Genomic DNA, 16,521 nt, shown 5'->3' with positions numbered 1-16,521 from the left:
TTCATCAACTCCTGATGTGCTGATTGCATCGTTGCAAAACAATTTTTTTAGGTTTCAAATGAAAATCGACCGACGGGCGAAAAATGCATCCGCGCGGTTTAAGGCAATGACAACCGTTCGACTTTTTTGAACCCTGTGGGAACCGTAAATTCATTTGCTGATACGTCAAATTTTATATCGCGGCGTTCGAGAGTGATTTTGATGCGGCGGTTTGGCGAGATGGTTTCGCTTTCGCTTTTGATTAAGAGATTGTTCAACGACCTGGCGCGAAAGGCTTTCTGACGTTCCGCGCGCCCATCGGCAAATGTCCGGTTTTGTTCGCTGACGTGACAAACAAAACCCCTGATGGTTTCATCAGGCAAACTCATGGAGTCAATGTTTACGGGTTCTTCCTGAAATTCATCGGTGAGAAAATCCGGTTCGATGGATTGCGAGGTTGTCTGCTGTGCGGATGGATTTTCTGCGTTTTCTGTTTGCCGATTGCTGTTTGGTTGCGAGGGTTTATTGATTTCACCTGTAGCTCCGGTTTGAGTGAAATCGTTTTCAACATAGAGGTTGTTATCCAAATCGAGCAGAAAGCTTTTCTGCAAATCGGGGCGAAAAATCAACGCGCGTTTGCCGCTTGCATCCGTCCATTCTTCGCGTCGCCCATCAGGTGAAACGACGATGCGCGAAATGGTTTCTTCGCGCCCGGCGTCGCTTTCAATCAAGCGTACAACGGTAGCGGAATATTTTTCGGGTTCACCGGCAAAATCCTGAGCCGGGTTTGCGCTGCTGGATTGCGATTGAAAACGACACGCCGAACAAGCTGTAAATAAAAGGGTGACGCATAGGATTGCGCGTTTCAGCTTGTGAGCCAAAGTCATATTGAGATTTAATCATCAAGGTCGGAAGATACCAAGCAGTGAATGGATAGGAATTCACCAAACTTAAATAAAAATTCGCGCATCTGAAACGCCATCTTGGTTGTAGGGAGGTTTCAGATGAGAGGGGAAATATTGAGGTCACCGTCCATCAAACAATTCATCTTCAGTTTTCTGTTACCGATAGTGCTGGCAATTTCCGCTTGCAACAGCGGCAGTCGCGGCGTGCCGGTAGTGCAAAGAGATTCGCAAGGCAATCCTGCCGCACAGGAAACCGCGAGTTCACAAAATGTTCAACTCGGCGCCTTTCAGGAACTCGCGGACAGCGATTATCTGATGGCGCCGATTGCGACGCCACGCGGGCGCGGGGAATTATCCGGCAGTTACGAGGAAAAGCGAATCGACTTTGCCAGAAATTATCTGTTTGTGAATTTGACTGATAAATCCAGCCACTTGCTTTTACAGACGAACGATTACCTGATTCTCGAAGCCAAGGTTTTGCCATTTGCACAAGCGGCGAAAGACGCCAAAGTCACGCCGAGCGAACCGCCGCGAGATGAAAACAAAACGGGTAGCAAGTGGATTTATTATCGTGTGGTCAAAGCCGACACCGATAACGACAAACAACTCACCATAAACGACCGCTGGACGGTGGCATTTTCGGAAATTTCGGGCGACGATTACCAAGAGTTGCTCGAAGATGTCGAAGCGATTCTTTTCGAGAAGCAACGCGGCGAGCATTTAATTTTGATTTTTAAATCGGGCGGCAAAAATCATATTGCCGAAATTCATTTACCAACCAGGCAGGTCACGATTACTAGAGATTTGCAGGAGATTCAACCAAAATGAAACGCACCATGACATCTGTGCTTGCGCTAGGTTTGCTCTTTTATTCAACCTTTGCGCAACAAGCGGCGCAATCGCCGGATACTTACGAACAGCTTGCAGCGCGCCTTACAGCGCATCTTGCGCAACCACGATTCACCGCGGCGTCGTGGGGCGTCAAAGTGGTTTCGCTCGATTCCGGCAAAACCATTTTTGAACACAATGCCGAAAAATATTTCAATCCCGCATCCAATGCCAAACTCTACACCGGGGCATTGACGCTCGATAGACTGGGCGCGGATTTCAAAATCAAAACGTCGATTTATGCGCCGCGAAGACCCGAACCCGATGGCACGCTTAAAGGCGATTTGACGATTTACGGACGTGGCGACCCGACGATTGCCGCGCGCCTCAACCAGGGCAATTACGATAAACCGCTTGAGCGCCTTGTTGAACAAATCAAAGCCGCAGGCATTCGCAAAATCGAAGGCGATCTCATCGGTGACGAGAGCTTCTTCAACACCGCGCCATTCGGTTCCGGTTGGGAGTGGGATGATTTACAGGAATATTATGGCGCGGAGGTTTCGGCGCTTTCGATTCACGATAATTCGCTCGATTTTTTCGTTAAACCGGCAGAGCGCATCGGACTCCCGTGTCGCATTACGACCGGCCCGCAAAGCAATTATTTGACCTTTATCAATCGCACACAGACCGCGCCCAAGGGGACGGAAACCAGCATACGCTTTTATCGTCCGGTTGCTGAAAATATCGTTTATGTGACGGGAAGGCTGGCGATTGACAGCCCCAAAGGCTATGCGAATTCGATTGCCGTACACAATCCCGCGTTGTTGTTTGTGACCTTGCTGAAAGACGCGCTCGCCAAACAGGGCATTGCGGTGACCGGGCGATTGCGAATCCTTGACCCGAAATATCGCGACGTTACGCCGCTTGATTTAGCGAAATTCATCGAACTTGGTTTCATTGAATCGCCGCCCATGAAAGACATCGTGCGCGAGATGTTGAAGCCCTCGCAAAACCTTTACGCGCAGTTGTTGCTTTTGCAAGTCGGTGCCAACAGTAGCCAGTTGAGCGCAACGAATAATCAACCGGTCTCGCCTGCGAATTCACCGATTAAAAGCAACTCACAACAAACGACAAGCAATAACCAAACACCGGCTACCGACTACCGCTTACCGAATACGGAACAGCAAGGGCTTGAAGTGATGACCGCATTTTTAAATGAAGTCGGGGTGAAAAAAGGCGATGTGTTACTCGAAGAAGGTTCGGGACTATCGCGCAAAGACATCATCACGCCGAATGCGACGATTGCGCTGTTGACATTCATGGACAAACATCAACTCGCGGAAATTTATCGCAACGGGTTGCCGATAGCCGGAGTTGACGGGACGTTGCAGAATCGTATGAAAAATACGCCTGCCGCGAATAATGTACACGCCAAGACCGGGACGTTGCGATTTGTCTACGCGCTGTCGGGATATGTCACGGCGGCATCAGGCGAACGGCTGGCGTTTTCGATCATGCTCAATAATTATTTCAACTTGGACCGCACCATTGCCCCACGCGAAGACGTGGACGCGATTCCCATTATGCTGGCGAATTTCGGTAAGCCGCAGGCAGTGAGCAATTGATTTTGTATTTTTCAAATTGCTTCAAAGCGTAATGAATGCCCTGCTAAAAATTTGCCAGACTCTTTAATCGAGGGTGAAATTTAACTTGGGATTAAACGGATTGGGCGGATTTGCTTGATTAGCCTTATCCGTCCAATCCCAGGTTAAATCTTTGCCGTTCACTATCGAACGCTTTCTTTTATTGAAAACCGCCCGACCTGAAAATCGTTTCCATTCTTGCATCGCAGCGATTTTATCCGAGTTGCGCATTCGACAATTTGAATGATAGGCTGCACGCGCTCTCTAAAAGCATAGGCGAACAATCACGAATCAAATTTAATCGGAGGTGGGCTGATGACAGCATCTGCGAAAGCTGTACAGGAGTCGCAAGCGTCTCGGCATCAGCAGGAAGAAGCTTATCCTCGCGCTCCCTATGCGTGGTATGTCGTAGGCGTGTTGACCTTCGTATATGTCTTTTCATTCATCGACCGGCAGATTCTCAACTTGTTGGTTCGTCCGATTCAACGCGACCTCGGCATCAGCGATACCTTGATGGGACTTTTATCGGGTCTGGCGTTTGCAGTTTTCTATACCTTTTTCGGTATTCCGCTCGGACGGTTGGCGGATTCCAAATCGCGGCGCGGCATCATTGCTGTGGGTTTTGCCTTCTGGAGTCTGTTTACCGCCGGATGTGGACTTGCGAAAAATTTCATTCAATTGCTGTTGATGCGCATGGGCGTGGGCATCGGTGAAGCGGCGCTCTCGCCTGCGGCTTATTCGCTGATTACCGATTATTTTCCGCCAAAACGCCGAGCCACAGCCATCAGCATTTACTCGATGGGCATTTACATCGGGTCGGGATTGGCGTTGATTATCGGTGGACTCGTTGCGCGTTTTGCGACAGCACAGGAAGCCTGGAATTTGCCGATTGTCGGTGAAACGCGACCCTGGCAGGTGGTCTTTTTCATTGTCGGAATGCCGGGTGTGCTGCTCGCATTATTGATGTACACGGTGCGCGAACCCATTCGGCGCGGCGTCCGTTCGGTTAAAGCGACGGATGGCAAACCCGCTGTCGAACAAACGCCGATGCGCGAAGTCATCGCATATTTGAAAGCCAACTGGATGACCTTCCTCTGTCATAACGTCGGCTTTGCTCTGCTGTCGTTTTCATCTTATGGCGCAAGCGCCTGGATTCCGACGATGTTCGTTCGCCGATACGGTTGGACGGAAGCGGCTATCGGGCAGGCATACGGATTGATTGTCGCCATCGCTTCGACGCTCGGTGTGGTTGCGGGCGGCAGGCTCGCAGACTGGATGACCGAACGCGGTTCGCGCGATGCGACCCTGCGTGTGGGATTGATGGCTTCGGTCATGTGGTTTCCGTTTGGCATGGCGTATCCGTTGATGTCTGAGGCTTCGTGGGCGATTGCCCTGTTGATTCCGGCGGCATTCCTGGCAAGCGCGCCGTTTGGTGTAGCGCCGGCGGCAATTCAGCAGATGATGCCCAATCCGATGCGCGGGCAGGCATCGGCAATCTATCTATTTGTGGTCAATCTGATTGGCTTGGGGCTTGGACCTCTGGTTGTGGCGATGACCACCGATTTCGTCTTCAAAGATAAACAGATGGTGCATTATTCGCTGTTGATTGTCGGAACGCTGGCGCACCTGGTTTCAACCGCGCTCTTATGGGTAGGCATCAAGCCGTTTTTAAAAAGTCTCGACCGCTTGAAGGAATGGACCGTAAATCAAGCATAAGAGCGATGCCAGCCGGTGATTCGCTTCACCTTATCAGCAATGCTCAAACGACTTTCTGTTAAAGCTGCGCCGCAGGCGCTTGGGAAGTTAGCCTGTGGTGAAGTCACATTAATTTTGCAGGATAACCGATTTGTCCTTCGCCCTTTCAGGGCAAGAAAAAGGAGTTGCCAACTCTGACCTGTGGCGTCACCACGGGCTATTTTCCTTTGCCCCTTTGGGGCATTTCAAGGTTCGACAATATTTCTCGTTCAACTACCAGTGGCTCAAACAATTTTGCCGGGACTATTTTGTTCAACAGGGTTCATTAAATGATTACCAACACCGAAACGACTGAAACTCGCGTTATCGAAGATCGCTGGCTCGACCGCTTTGCCAAAATCATCGGGCGATTTGTGCCCGACGGGATTACCTCAGCAATTCTGCTGATGGTTTTGATGTTCATCGTTGCATTGCTCATCGGCAATTCATTCACCAAAACCATGGATGCTTATTATCAAGGCTTGTGGATGCTGTTGCCCTTTACCATGCAGATGACCTTGATTATCACCTTGAGTTCGGTGCTCAGTTCAACGCCGTTCTTCAGACGCGCCATTATGGCGCTCTCACGAGTTCCCAAAACCACCAATCAGATGGTGGCGCTCGCGGCGATTTTAACCGCTGTGGCATCGTATTTTTACTGGGGTCTAGGCATCGCGCTTGCCCCGATTATCACGGTCTATTTTTCGCGCGAAGCCGAACGCAAAGGTATTCCCATTGATTTCCTGTTTTTTCTTTCGGTGAACTGGGGCGCGCACGCCGTCTGGCAATATGGACTGTCGGCGAGCGCGCCGCTATTGGTGGCAACCAAAGGTCATTTTCTGGAAAGCACGATTGGCGTGGTGCCGCTTTCGGCAACCATCTGGTCGCCTGCGGCGATTATTCAGGTCATCGTCTTCACCCTCGCGGTGATGATTGTCGGTTGTGTATTGATGCCGAAAAATCCGCGTCCACTCTCGGCGTACCCGGATGCCAACAAACTTGCAGACCCCGCGCCAACCGAAGCCGACCAAGCCGTCACCTATTCCGAACGATTGGAGCGCAGTTCGCTGACAACCTTAATACTTTGCGCCTCGCTTTTCGGCTGGTTGATTTATCACTTCTTCGTCAAACGTTCGAGCCTCGATATTAATTCGCTCAACGCGACGTTGTTGTTCTTATGTTTTCTGCTGCATCGCAATGTTTACAAATTCACCAAAGCCTTGCAGCACGCCGTTCTTTCAGCTTGGCCCGTGATTGTCATTTATCATTTGTACGCGGGCGTCGCCGGACTCATTCAACACACGACCATTGGTGAAAAGCTGGCGGGGGTGGTCGCGTCCGTGTCAACGCCGCTAACCTTTCCCTTGCTCACGGCAATCATCGGCTCGGTGTTTGCGTTTTTCATTCCTTCAAGCGGCGGGCAATGGGCGATTCAGGGATTCATCACCTCAAAAGCGGCAATGGACGTGGGCGTATCAGTGCCGCGCGGCATTTTATCGATGAGCGTCGGCGACCACATGGGTAATTTGACTTCGCCTTTCTGGTACGTAGTGATTGCGGGAATCGCGCACGTCGATTTTCGCAGCTTTTTCGGCTACGGGTTGATTTTCGCGGTGCTGTGGTTTGTCATCGGCACCATCGTTTTTACCTTTGCGCCATGTTGAAGAATGAGTCGGAAGAATTTTTATTTTCTCAGTTCAACCAGCTTTATTTTGATTGCGGCGAGTTCCGGCAAATCCGTATCGGCATCACTCCAGAGTTTTTCCGCGAGGGTGAGTGCCGCGATGGCTTTGGCTTTGTCGCCCTGGTGTTCATAAACCAATGCCATCGCATAATGCGCGCCGCCATAATTGGCGTCGTGGTCGAGCATCTGTGCGGTTATAAATTCCGCGAGTTCCCAATTGCCGACTTCACGCGCTACACGCGCGATGGCTTCGAGTTGAAAGAGCGCCTGCGTCCAGTTATCCGGTCCTTGTTCGGCGCGAATCTTCTGCACTGCCTGTCTGAGCACCGCTTCACCTTTTTCTTTTTGCCCGGTTCTCAAAAAAAATACGCCCTGCAACACGGCAAGGTCATTATTGATGAGGGTGAATTTCTTTCCTGAGTTTTGCAAAACCTGCAACGCATTTTTTGCTGCCGCGCTTGCTTCGGGCAGCTTATTTTTCGTCATCTGTATATGACTCGTCATGATGTACCCCACGGCTTGCACGATTTCCCATTTGGTTTTGATTAGACGATTAGCGGCTTCAAGCGCCTCATCGGTGCGACCTCTTGCAAGTAAAAACGCCGGGTACTCTTTTTTGTTGTAGGCTTCGGCTTCCATAAACGAAGGCAAATTGAAAGCCTGTCGCATGATTTCTTCGGCGCGTTTCATCTGCCCCTGGTGTTGATAGCAGGTCGAAAGCAAATCGAGATTATGTTGATTATGCCAGTCGTATTCGGGCGAGATTTGTTCGCTCACGAAATATGCCCGCTGCAATTCATCGGCTTTATTGAATTCGGCAATCGCCTCTTTGATACGCCCGACGCGGCGCAAGTCATGCCCGTACATATGGCGCATGTGCGGAACCTCCGGCGCGTATTTGGCGGTCAGTTCGCCGTGTTTCAACGCTTCATTCACCTTACCCATATTTTCATAAGTGTGAGTGAGAAAATGATGCGCCCCGGCGTGTTCGGGCGCAAATTCCACAGCTTTCAAATAAAACTTCCGTGAGCCTTCAAGCCCGCGTTGTCCGCGACCGGTTGCCGGAACCCCTTCTTCGGCATTGCCGCGCAGCAGCAATAACTCGACATCATTTGCGTCGGTGAGCAAGGCGTCGTCCAGGGCTTTTTTGTAGGCTTCATGTTTTGCCGTGTTGTTGATATCGGTGATGGCGTCGAATTGTTTGGCGTGCGCGAGAATGCGGCGACGTTCGCGCGGCGAAGCATTCATCATCAACTGCTGAGCTTTGTCCAAGGCTTCGCGTGCCGAAGCGTTGATGTTCAATCCGATATAAGCGCGATAGAGACCAAGGTGAGCCATTGCCAGTTTGTCGTCCAATTTGAGCGCCTGATTGAATGAGCGCGCCGCTTCAATCCACACATAAGCGTGCAGGTAAGCCATGCCCTGGTTGTAAAACGCCTGCGCCTCTTTCGAGGCGGTCGTAACCGCGTCGTTGACTTTGCCGACACCTGCGCGAAGCGCGATAGGTTTGGTGAGCAGTTCTACCGGAATCGAATCAACCGACAGCGAATGCTCCTCGTGGCTTTGATGTTGAGCAGCGGGTTGCATGGATTGATTGGCTTGTTGACCATGCTCTTGCGCGCAGGCTGTATAGACAAAAAGAGAAAGAATGATTAAAGAATTTCCAACTATCAGTTTCATATAAGTCCCTAAAAGATTGCTGACTATCAATTTTCAGTTACAGTAAACTCACCATTAAAGGAGTCAATCGATGATTTGCCAGGAAGGAATCATAGATTCAGCAACCTCACTTGCACAACGTCGCGCTTTTCTAAAATTGCCGCTCAGTGAACGCCGCCGAATTCTTGCCGAACAAGCGGAACAATTACTCGAAAGTTACCAGCGAGAAGAAACCGCCAAACAGCGTGAAACCTGGCAAGGCGGCAATATCGTTAAGCCATAGCCCGATGCCCAAGCGTGGCGAAATCTGGTTAGTCAATTTTGACCCGACTATCGGCGTAGCAATCAAGAAAACCCGCCCGCTATTGTGATGAGTTCCGATGCCGTTGGTCGCCTGCCTGTAAGACTGGTTGTTCCGATTACCGACTGGAAAGCGCGTTACGAAAACAACATCTGGCATATCCGTATGGTTCCCGATTCACAAAACGGTTTATCGAAAACTTCAACCGTTGACGCTTTGCAACTGCGCGGCAGGGATACGCAACGGTTCATTCGCAAACTCGGACTCATCGCCGAAGAGACGCTTGAAGAAATCGTGCTGGCTATTGCGGCGGTCATCGAATTTCCTTAATTATCCTACTTCGATAATTCGGCGTTCGACGTGGTTTTGCGCATAAGGCGTGATCAGCGTTGAATCGCGCTCCATTGGTTGTTCGCGTTCACGCGAATCGAAAGCGCGGGCGATGATTTCATAAACCCCCGCTTGTTCAGGCATCCAATCCACAGACCATAACCGCCACGCAAACGGCGCGCGGTCATCGCCAAGCCGCGCATCCGTCCAGCTTTTGCCTCGATTCAAGCTCAAAGCGACACGGGTGATTTCCGCATCACCCGTCGTCCACGCTGCGCCGACGATTTGCAACGCTTGCAGCGCCAGCTTTTCATTGCTCAGCGGACGCGCAATCTGCGATTTAATCCGCATATCATGAAGCGGCGCGCGATAAATTTTTTCATTGATGCGCCGCGCTTCATAATAACGCTCGGTGTGATAAAAACCTCTGTAGGCTTCGCGACTGACAACGATTTGCCTGAGCCACTTCACCGAATCCATCGCGTAAAATCCCGGGATCAACGCTCGCACCGGCGCGCCGTGCGCTTCGGGTAACATCTCGCCGTTCATCTTGTAGGCAAGCAGAGTATTTTTATCCAAAGCTTTTGTTAAAGGAATGGCGCGGGCAAATGCCGGAACCTGAATATCATTGGCTTCGCGTTCGCTGCCGCCGTCTGCGCCGATTAACACGGCTTCGATGGCATCCGCGCGAACGCCGCAGGCTTCAAGTAAGGTGGCGAGCCTCACGCCCGTCCAACGCCCATTCGATACGCCGCCATAGCCTACGAGGTTGCCCGAACATTCAAGAGTCACAACCTGTTCGACCGCCGGGAGTTTTAGGATTTCTTCAAAGGTGAAGGTGCGCGGGCGTTCGACTGCGCCGCTGATTTCCAGTTTCCAACGCGCAGGGGCGATTTTCGGAATGCTGAAATGTGAACGAACGAAAAAATCTTTTGTCGGGGTTATCCAACTGTTAAGCGTCGCAAACGGAAAGGCTCGTGAATGTGGCGCATTCGCCATAGTTATCGGAGGTTGTTGGGCGATTGATGAGAATTGCGGATTTTTCAGCGCCAAAACATCTTGTGAAAAATTTAATGCAAAAGGCGCAGCGATGAGTTGCGCTAAGAAATTTCGCCGCGAGGCGTTATTGAATTGCTTGGATTGCTGACTCATTGTGGCATTAAGTATTGTGCTGTTGAATGTGTGCTCTGGAGAAAATCCCGCTTGCATAATGTAGCTTAGCTTCGGTGAATCGCGCAAAGTTGAGGCGAGGTTTGGCGGATTGGCTCCGGGATAAATTATCAAAGTAATGATGGAAGACCGCGACTGTCTATCAAGGGACCTTCCCGCCGGGAATGCAACTTTGCGGCAGAGGTTGAGTGCTGCTTCCCAATCAATCGGATAACTGAAAGTTGAATCGTGTGAGTTGCGCGTCAATGCTGCGGATGCTACGCTGCATTCACTTTCACGCGGAGAAAAATAATGCAAAGTTTTCGCTACTTATTTATCGCAATATTGGCAATGATTTTATTTGCTTCATCAACAACGCCGTTTGCCAAATCAAAAAACAGCACAGTGATTGGCGTGCAGCTTTACAGTTTTCGCAATCAAATCAAAACCGATTTGCCGGGTACGCTTGCAAAAATCAAAGCCATGGGACTTACGCAAATCGAATCCTACCCGCACGGACTTGTCTCTGCCGCAGAGTTTCGCGCCATGCTCGATAAAGCGGGACTCACCTGCGTGAGCACGCACGCCGATTACCACGAACTCGGCAAAGACCTCGATGGGGTTGCAAAAGAGGCGAAAACCCTGGGCGCAAAATATGTCATCGTCGCGTGGATTCCGCATGGCAACACCTTCACGCTCGACGATTGCAATCGCGCCATCGCCAATTTCAATGATTGGGGCGCGCGGCTTGCCAAACACGGTTTGCGCTTTGCCTATCACACGCACGGCTACGAATTTCAACCGCACGCGGGCGGAACTTTACTTGATAAGATGATTGCCGAAACCAACCCGAAATATGTGGCGTTTCAAATGGATGTGTTCTGGGTAGCGCAACCCGGGCAAAACCCTGTGGCGTTGCTTAAAAAATATCCCAAACGTTTTGAGTTGTTGCACCTCAAAGATATGAAAGCGGGGACGCCGAAAAATTTCAGTGGCGGTGCGCCTGCGGATTCAGACGTGGTGCTCGGAACCGGCGAAATCGATATTGCGGGTGTGGTGCGCGCGGCGCGCAAGCTTGGTATCCGGTATCACATCCTTGAAGACGAATCGAGTCAGGTGATGACCCAGATTCCTGAAAGTTTGAAATACCTGAAAAAATTGTGATTTGAATTTGCGACTTTAAGCAATTCAATTTAGTGGCGTTTTGAGTAATGAAGAAGCAGGTTGCAAAACCCATGCTGAAGTTGAGTCGCGATCAAAGACCGCTTGCTCAACTTAAAAGTAAACGAGTAGAGCAGGCGTAAGCTTACCCAAAAATTTTCAATCGATACGAGGAACGATTTATGTCACAGCTTGATAACCTGCGCGGCAAAGCCCTCTGTGTTGCGCTGCTCATCGGAATGTTATCGCTTTGCAGTTTCGATTCGACGGCTCAGAACGCGCCGCCCGCGCCCGTCGGACATTTTCATCATTTGCATTTGAATGTCACAGACCCGGCGGCAAACGTTGAATTTTACCCGTCGAAATTCGATTGCGAAAAAGCCAAATTTGCAGGGCGCGATGCGGTGTGGGCGCAGAAATCCTGGCTGTTGTTTAACAAAGTCAGCAAGCCGCCCGCCTGGGAACCGGTATCGTCAATCTGGCATATGGGCTGGGGCGCGGAAGACATGCGAGCAACTTATCAAAAACAACTCGACAGCGGCACGAAATTTTTTGAACCGCTAACCGACATCAGCGACCTGGCGCGCTTTCCCAACTTTTATTACGCCTATGTCGAAGGTCCCGACCATGCGTTGATCGAACTCAACACCGCGCCGCATCACCATTTCGGGCATCTGCACCTGTTTAGCGAAGACCCGGTCGCGGCGGGCGAATGGTACATGAAATACCTTGGCATCAAACGCCGCTCGACCACGCCGCCTTCGCGTGAGCCGCGCTTTTACAGAGAGTGGCAGGTCGGTCCCTCGGCTTCGTTTATGGTTGATAACGTCAACGTGATTATTTTTCCGGTGCAATTCACGCAAAAGTTTTACGCGAAATACTGGAAGCCCGGTCAGAAAACACTTGCGCCGACCAAAGGGCGGGTGATTGACCACGTGGCATTCAGTTTCGATAACCTCGCGGAAGTTGTCGAACGCCTGAAAAAAGACGGCGTGAAAATCGTCGAAGGCATCAGCATTGATAAAACGACGAAGTTGAAGCACGCTTTTGTTGAAGGTCCCGATAAAATTCTCATCGAACTCGTCGAAGGCCAGGCGCGCAAGGAATAATTAAAAACGTGTTGGGACTAATCTTTTATGCAGGTTAAAGAGCGATTTATTCGACAAGCAATTGAACTCGCAAGGCAGGCGCGGGCGAAGGGCAATCATCCGTTCGGCTCGCTGTTGGTGATTGGCGATGCAGTGGTGTTGACCGCTGAAAATACCGTCAGTAGCGAAAGCAATCCGACCGGTCACGCCGAAACCAATCTCGTGCAAAAAGCGATTCGTCAGCTTTCGGAAGCCGAGCGTTCAAACGCCACGCTTTACACCAGTACCGAACCGTGCGCGATGTGCGCCGGAGCGATTTACTGGGCGGGCATTCGTCGCGTGGTTTACGCGCTGGCAAGCGACGAGTTGGCAAAGCAGGCGGGCGAACGCTTGAGAATGTCTTGCCGCGAAGTTTTTGCAAGCGCCGTCGACGAGGTAGAAGTCGCGGGACCTTTTTTGACCGACGAAGCTTTGCCGGTTCACCAGGGGTTTTGGAAATAAGAAGTTCACCTTGAAAGGAAATTAGCCATGAAGAGATTTCAGTTAGCGTTTTCATTTCTGCTCATTTTCTGTTTCGGCGCGTTTTTAGCTGTGCCTTCACAACAGACAGCGACTGCGCCGGCGACCGCACCGGTCTCCATCAAAAAATCCGAAGTCATGGTGGCGATGCGCGATGGCGTCAAACTTGCCACCAATGTCTATTTGCCCGAAAGCGCGGGACCGTTCCCTGTGGTCTTGATGCGCACGCCTTACGGGAAAGATGCGACCGGCGCGACTTCTGCGGGTGCCTGGGTGAAAAACGGATTTGCCTTCGTGGTGCAGGATTGTCGCGGCAAAGGCAAAAGCGAAGGCGCGTATCGTCCCTTCGTTGATGACCCGCAAGATGGTTTCGACACCGTCGAATGGTGCGCCAAACAAAACTGGTCAACCGGCAAAGTAGGAATGTATGGCGCGTCGGCAATGGGCATCACCTCGAATCTTGCGGCAATGGAAAATCCACCGCATCTGACAGCCGCTTTCGTGATGGTGGCGCGTTCGAGCATCTATCATCAATCGGCGTTTATGGGCGGGGTGTTTCGCAGAGAATTGAATGAACTGTGGCTTAAACGTCAGGGCGCGGATGATGTGTTGCAGGAAACTTTCCGTCACGCGGTCTATGATGGCGCGTATGACTCGAATGAAATGTCGAAACATTGGAACAAGATTCATATCCCGATGTACAACTATGGCGGCTGGTACGATATTTTTTCCGAAGGCAACATTCAGAATTTCGCAGGTCTGCAAAAACAGGGCGCAAAAGGCGCTGCCGGAAATCAGAAATTGATTATGGGACCGTGGGCGCACGGCGCGGTTGAAGAGGTGAAATATCCCGCGAATTCCGGCGTCGGCGCGTTTGGCGGCAATCTCTCAACCGAACTTGCGGTGCGCTGGTTCGATTACTGGCTGAAAGGCAATAATAACGGCATTATGAGCGAGCCGCCGGTCAAGTATTATGTGATGGGCGATGTCACAGACCCGAACGCGCCGGGCAATGAATGGCGCACGGCAGCAAGCTGGCCTCCGCCCGCAAAAATCACCCCGTACTTTTTAAGCGCCGGTGGCGCACTCGACACCACGCGACCCAAAGAAGCGAAAGCCGTCGCGACTTACGCTTATGACCCGAAAAACCCTGTGCCGACGATTGGTGGCGGCAACCTGTTTTTGAAAAAAGGGCCGATGGATCAACGCGCCATCGGTAGTCGCAAAGATGTCTTGAAATTTCAAACCGCGATATTAAGCGAGCCGGTCGAAGTCACAGGCAAAGTTACGGTTGAACTCTTTGTTGAATCAGACTCACCCGATACCGATTTTATGGCGAAGCTCGTAGACGTTTACCCGGACGGCACCGAACGCCTGGTTCTGGATTCGGCGATTCGCGCGCGTTTTCGCGAAGGCTTCGCCAAAGAAGTGATGATGAAAAAAGGCGAAGTTTATAAACTGACCATTGATTTGTGGAATACCAGTTTGATTTTCAACAAAGGGCATCGCATTGCCATTCACATCACCAGTTCAAACGATCAGCGTTTTGATCCCAATCCGAATACCGGAAAACCTTTGCGCGCCGATAGTGAAACCCGCGTGGCAATGAATACCGTGCATTTCAGCAAATCGTATCCGTCGCGCGCGCTATTGCCGGTTGTGCCATTGAATGGCAAAGACCTTGCGCAATCGAAAAACGGCAAGAACGTTGGCAAGAACAAATAAAGATATTCCTACTAAAGTTTGGAAACCAAAATGGAGGATGAATTTTTAAAGATTGTTGGTAGTTGCAATTGTGCAAATGGCAATTGCAGCTACCAACAATCTTATACTCAACCGTCCATAACTCTGCACCGCATTGCTTAACGAGAAGCAAATACAAAAAAGAGCAGGAATGGATTAAGATGATGCAGAGGTGTGAATCATGTTTAATGCGGGCGCTTTGACATTTCGGGAATTTGTGATGCAAGAACCCTTGCCTTTAGCAAATATTCATCAGGCTGTGCTGGAATTTTTGCGCGGGCGCAATGACGTTGTCGTGTTTGGCGCCCAGGCAGTCAATGCCTATGTTAATGAACCGCGAATGACGCAAGATATAGATTTACTTTCGACGCGGGCTGCGGAACTGGCGGAAGAATTGCGCGAACATCTCAACAACGAATTTCACATTGCCGTGCGGGTGCGCGAGATTGGCGAAGGGCGTGGTTATCGGTTGTATCAAGTGCAGAAATCCGGCAATCGCCATTTAGTTGACCTTCGCCCTGTCGAAACGTTACCGGCAACCAATCGCATAGAAAATGTGTTGGTGATTTCTCCGGCGGATTTGATTGCCAGCAAAGTGATTGCTTATACGGAGCGGCGCGGTAAACCGAAAGCCGGAACCGATTGGCGCGATTTGGCGATGTTACTTTTGACCTTTCCTGAATTAAAGAGCGAAACCGGTGAAGTCGGCGAGCGATTAAAAGCCTTAAACGTCGGACCAGCCATTTTAGATACTTGGCGCGATTTGATTTCGCAAGACATACAACCCGAAGATGAAGACGACGAATTTTGAAAGGTTCAACAGTTGAGTCTGAAGCTAAGATGAGCGATTTCAATTACCAGAAAATTTTTCATCCGACCGATTTGACCAGAGGTGATGAAGCGGCGTTCGCCCACGCGCTGAAAATCGCGCATCAAGCGAAATCGCTGCTCACCATCTTTCATTTGGACACCTTTGATGAAGATGCCGGTTGGGAAGAGTTTCCCCACGTTCGCAATCTTCTTGAACGTTGGGGCGTTATCCCGCAGGGCAGTACGCCTCAAGCGGTTTTGGATAGCGGGGTGCAGGTAAAAAAAATCGAAGCCAAAGGTTCCGCGCCCGTGCATCCGATTTTGCATTATCTGGAGACCCATAAAAACGAATTGATTGTGCTTTCGACCCACCAACGGCAAGGATTGTCGCGCTGGACGCACGAAGCGATTGCCGAACCCGTAGGGCGCGAGTCGCACGTCGCCACTTTGTTTGTGCCGCGTCGCGCAGTTGGGTTTGTATCGGTTGAGACCGGCGCGGTAAGCCTCGAAAATATTTTGATTCCGATTGACCGCAAGCCGCATCCGCAACGAGCCATTGACGCCGCCGTCGCTTTGGCGCGAATCCTTGATTGTCCAAAGGTCAATTTTCAATTGCTGCACGTCGGCAGCAAAGCAACCTGCCCGAATGTCGCAGTGCCTTTGCAAACCGGTTGGCAGGTTCAGGAAATTATTAAGGAAGGCGACGCGGTGGAAACCATTCTCGACGAAGAAGAATTTGCCTATGCGGATTTGCTTGTCATGGCAACCGAAGGTCACAAAGGTTTTCTCGATGCTTTACGCGGCAGCACCACCGAACGGGTGTTGCGCGGTTCGCAATGTCCGCTTCTTGCCGTACCGGCGGTTTAAACATTCTTTTCATTCAGAGGACAACCGATGACATTCAGACGTTCGCGCTCACCCGTGATGGTTGCAATTGGTTGGTTTGCCGTTGCAACCCTTTTTTCCTTTCAGGCGCATGCTCAAGACA

Annotated in this window: 15 protein-coding genes and 1 pseudogene; 12 read left to right on the top strand and 4 right to left on the bottom strand. The window is 50.8% G+C overall.

All coding sequences use genetic code 11. The annotated features are described in order from the left end of the window. Positions 1-98 precede the first annotated feature (98 nt). Positions 99-860, bottom strand: a complete 762-nt coding sequence (locus AB1757_08165; GenBank protein ID MEW6126998.1) for a hypothetical protein — start codon at positions 858-860, stop codon at positions 99-101. 123 nt (positions 861-983) lie between these two features. Here AB1757_08165 and AB1757_08160 point away from each other — a divergent pair, with 123 nt between their 5' ends. Further along, positions 984-1,712 (top strand): hypothetical protein, encoded by a 729-nt coding sequence (locus tag AB1757_08160; GenBank protein ID MEW6126997.1) that lies wholly within the window; start codon positions 984-986, stop codon positions 1,710-1,712. Continuing rightward, positions 1,709-3,337 (top strand): D-alanyl-D-alanine carboxypeptidase/D-alanyl-D-alanine-endopeptidase, encoded by a 1,629-nt coding sequence (gene dacB, locus AB1757_08155; GenBank protein MEW6126996.1) that lies wholly within the window; start codon positions 1,709-1,711, stop codon positions 3,335-3,337. Before AB1757_08160 ends, dacB begins: the two co-directional genes overlap by 4 nt. 63 nt (positions 3,338-3,400) lie before the next feature. Here dacB and AB1757_08150 read toward each other — a convergent pair whose 3' ends face one another. Further along, complete coding sequence (locus tag AB1757_08150; protein ID MEW6126995.1) at positions 3,401-3,559, bottom strand: hypothetical protein; 159 nt, start codon at positions 3,557-3,559, stop codon at positions 3,401-3,403. A gap of 111 nt (positions 3,560-3,670) precedes the next feature. On the opposite strand from AB1757_08150, the gene AB1757_08145 reads away from it, so the two are divergent. After that, complete coding sequence (locus tag AB1757_08145) at positions 3,671-5,071, top strand: MFS transporter (GenBank protein ID MEW6126994.1); 1,401 nt, start codon at positions 3,671-3,673, stop codon at positions 5,069-5,071. A gap of 308 nt (positions 5,072-5,379) precedes the next feature. Continuing rightward, positions 5,380-6,753, top strand: a complete 1,374-nt coding sequence (locus AB1757_08140; protein MEW6126993.1) for a TIGR00366 family protein — start codon at positions 5,380-5,382, stop codon at positions 6,751-6,753. A gap of 20 nt (positions 6,754-6,773) precedes the next feature. Here the strand turns inward: AB1757_08140 and AB1757_08135 are convergent, their stop codons facing one another. Continuing rightward, positions 6,774-8,453, bottom strand: a complete 1,680-nt coding sequence (locus AB1757_08135) for a hypothetical protein (protein MEW6126992.1) — start codon at positions 8,451-8,453, stop codon at positions 6,774-6,776. Positions 8,454-8,523: 70 nt separating this feature from the next. Here AB1757_08135 and AB1757_08130 point away from each other — a divergent pair, with 70 nt between their 5' ends. Both AB1757_08130 and AB1757_08125 read left to right on the top strand, forming a co-directional pair. Next, complete coding sequence (locus tag AB1757_08130) at positions 8,524-8,715, top strand: hypothetical protein (GenBank protein ID MEW6126991.1); 192 nt, start codon at positions 8,524-8,526, stop codon at positions 8,713-8,715. A 4-nt stretch (positions 8,716-8,719) separates the two neighbouring features. Further along, positions 8,720-9,063 (top strand): annotated as a pseudogene (locus AB1757_08125) (type II toxin-antitoxin system PemK/MazF family toxin). On the opposite strand, the gene AB1757_08120 reads toward AB1757_08125, so the two are convergent. Beyond that, positions 9,064-10,215: a sulfite oxidase gene (locus AB1757_08120; GenBank protein MEW6126990.1), complete on the bottom strand. Its 1,152-nt coding sequence runs from the start codon at positions 10,213-10,215 to the stop codon at positions 9,064-9,066. 309 nt (positions 10,216-10,524) lie between these two features. Here AB1757_08120 and AB1757_08115 point away from each other — a divergent pair, with 309 nt between their 5' ends. The 6 genes from AB1757_08115 to AB1757_08090 all read left to right on the top strand — a co-directional run bounded on the left by AB1757_08115 (position 10,525) and on the right by AB1757_08090 (position 16,400). After that, complete coding sequence (locus AB1757_08115; GenBank protein ID MEW6126989.1) at positions 10,525-11,376, top strand: sugar phosphate isomerase/epimerase; 852 nt, start codon at positions 10,525-10,527, stop codon at positions 11,374-11,376. Between the two features lie 179 nt (positions 11,377-11,555). Further along, positions 11,556-12,482: a VOC family protein gene (locus tag AB1757_08110; protein ID MEW6126988.1), complete on the top strand. Its 927-nt coding sequence runs from the start codon at positions 11,556-11,558 to the stop codon at positions 12,480-12,482. Positions 12,483-12,509: 27 nt separating this feature from the next. Next, on the top strand, positions 12,510-12,962 hold the full coding sequence (locus AB1757_08105) for a nucleoside deaminase (GenBank protein MEW6126987.1): 453 nt from the start codon (positions 12,510-12,512) through the stop codon (positions 12,960-12,962). Between the two features lie 27 nt (positions 12,963-12,989). Then, positions 12,990-14,705, top strand: a complete 1,716-nt coding sequence (locus AB1757_08100; protein MEW6126986.1) for a CocE/NonD family hydrolase — start codon at positions 12,990-12,992, stop codon at positions 14,703-14,705. 238 nt (positions 14,706-14,943) lie between these two features. Beyond that, positions 14,944-15,534 (top strand): nucleotidyl transferase AbiEii/AbiGii toxin family protein, encoded by a 591-nt coding sequence (locus tag AB1757_08095; GenBank protein ID MEW6126985.1) that lies wholly within the window; start codon positions 14,944-14,946, stop codon positions 15,532-15,534. A gap of 29 nt (positions 15,535-15,563) precedes the next feature. Continuing rightward, entirely contained in the window at positions 15,564-16,400 is an 837-nt protein-coding gene (locus tag AB1757_08090; protein MEW6126984.1) for a universal stress protein, read from the top strand. The last annotated feature ends 121 nt before the right edge of the window (positions 16,401-16,521 follow it).

It is taken from the genome of Acidobacteriota bacterium (assembly GCA_040754075.1).
Taxonomy (GTDB): Bacteria; Acidobacteriota; Blastocatellia; order UBA7656; family UBA7656; genus JBFMDH01.
This window is presented reverse-complemented; position numbering and strand designations above follow the sequence as displayed.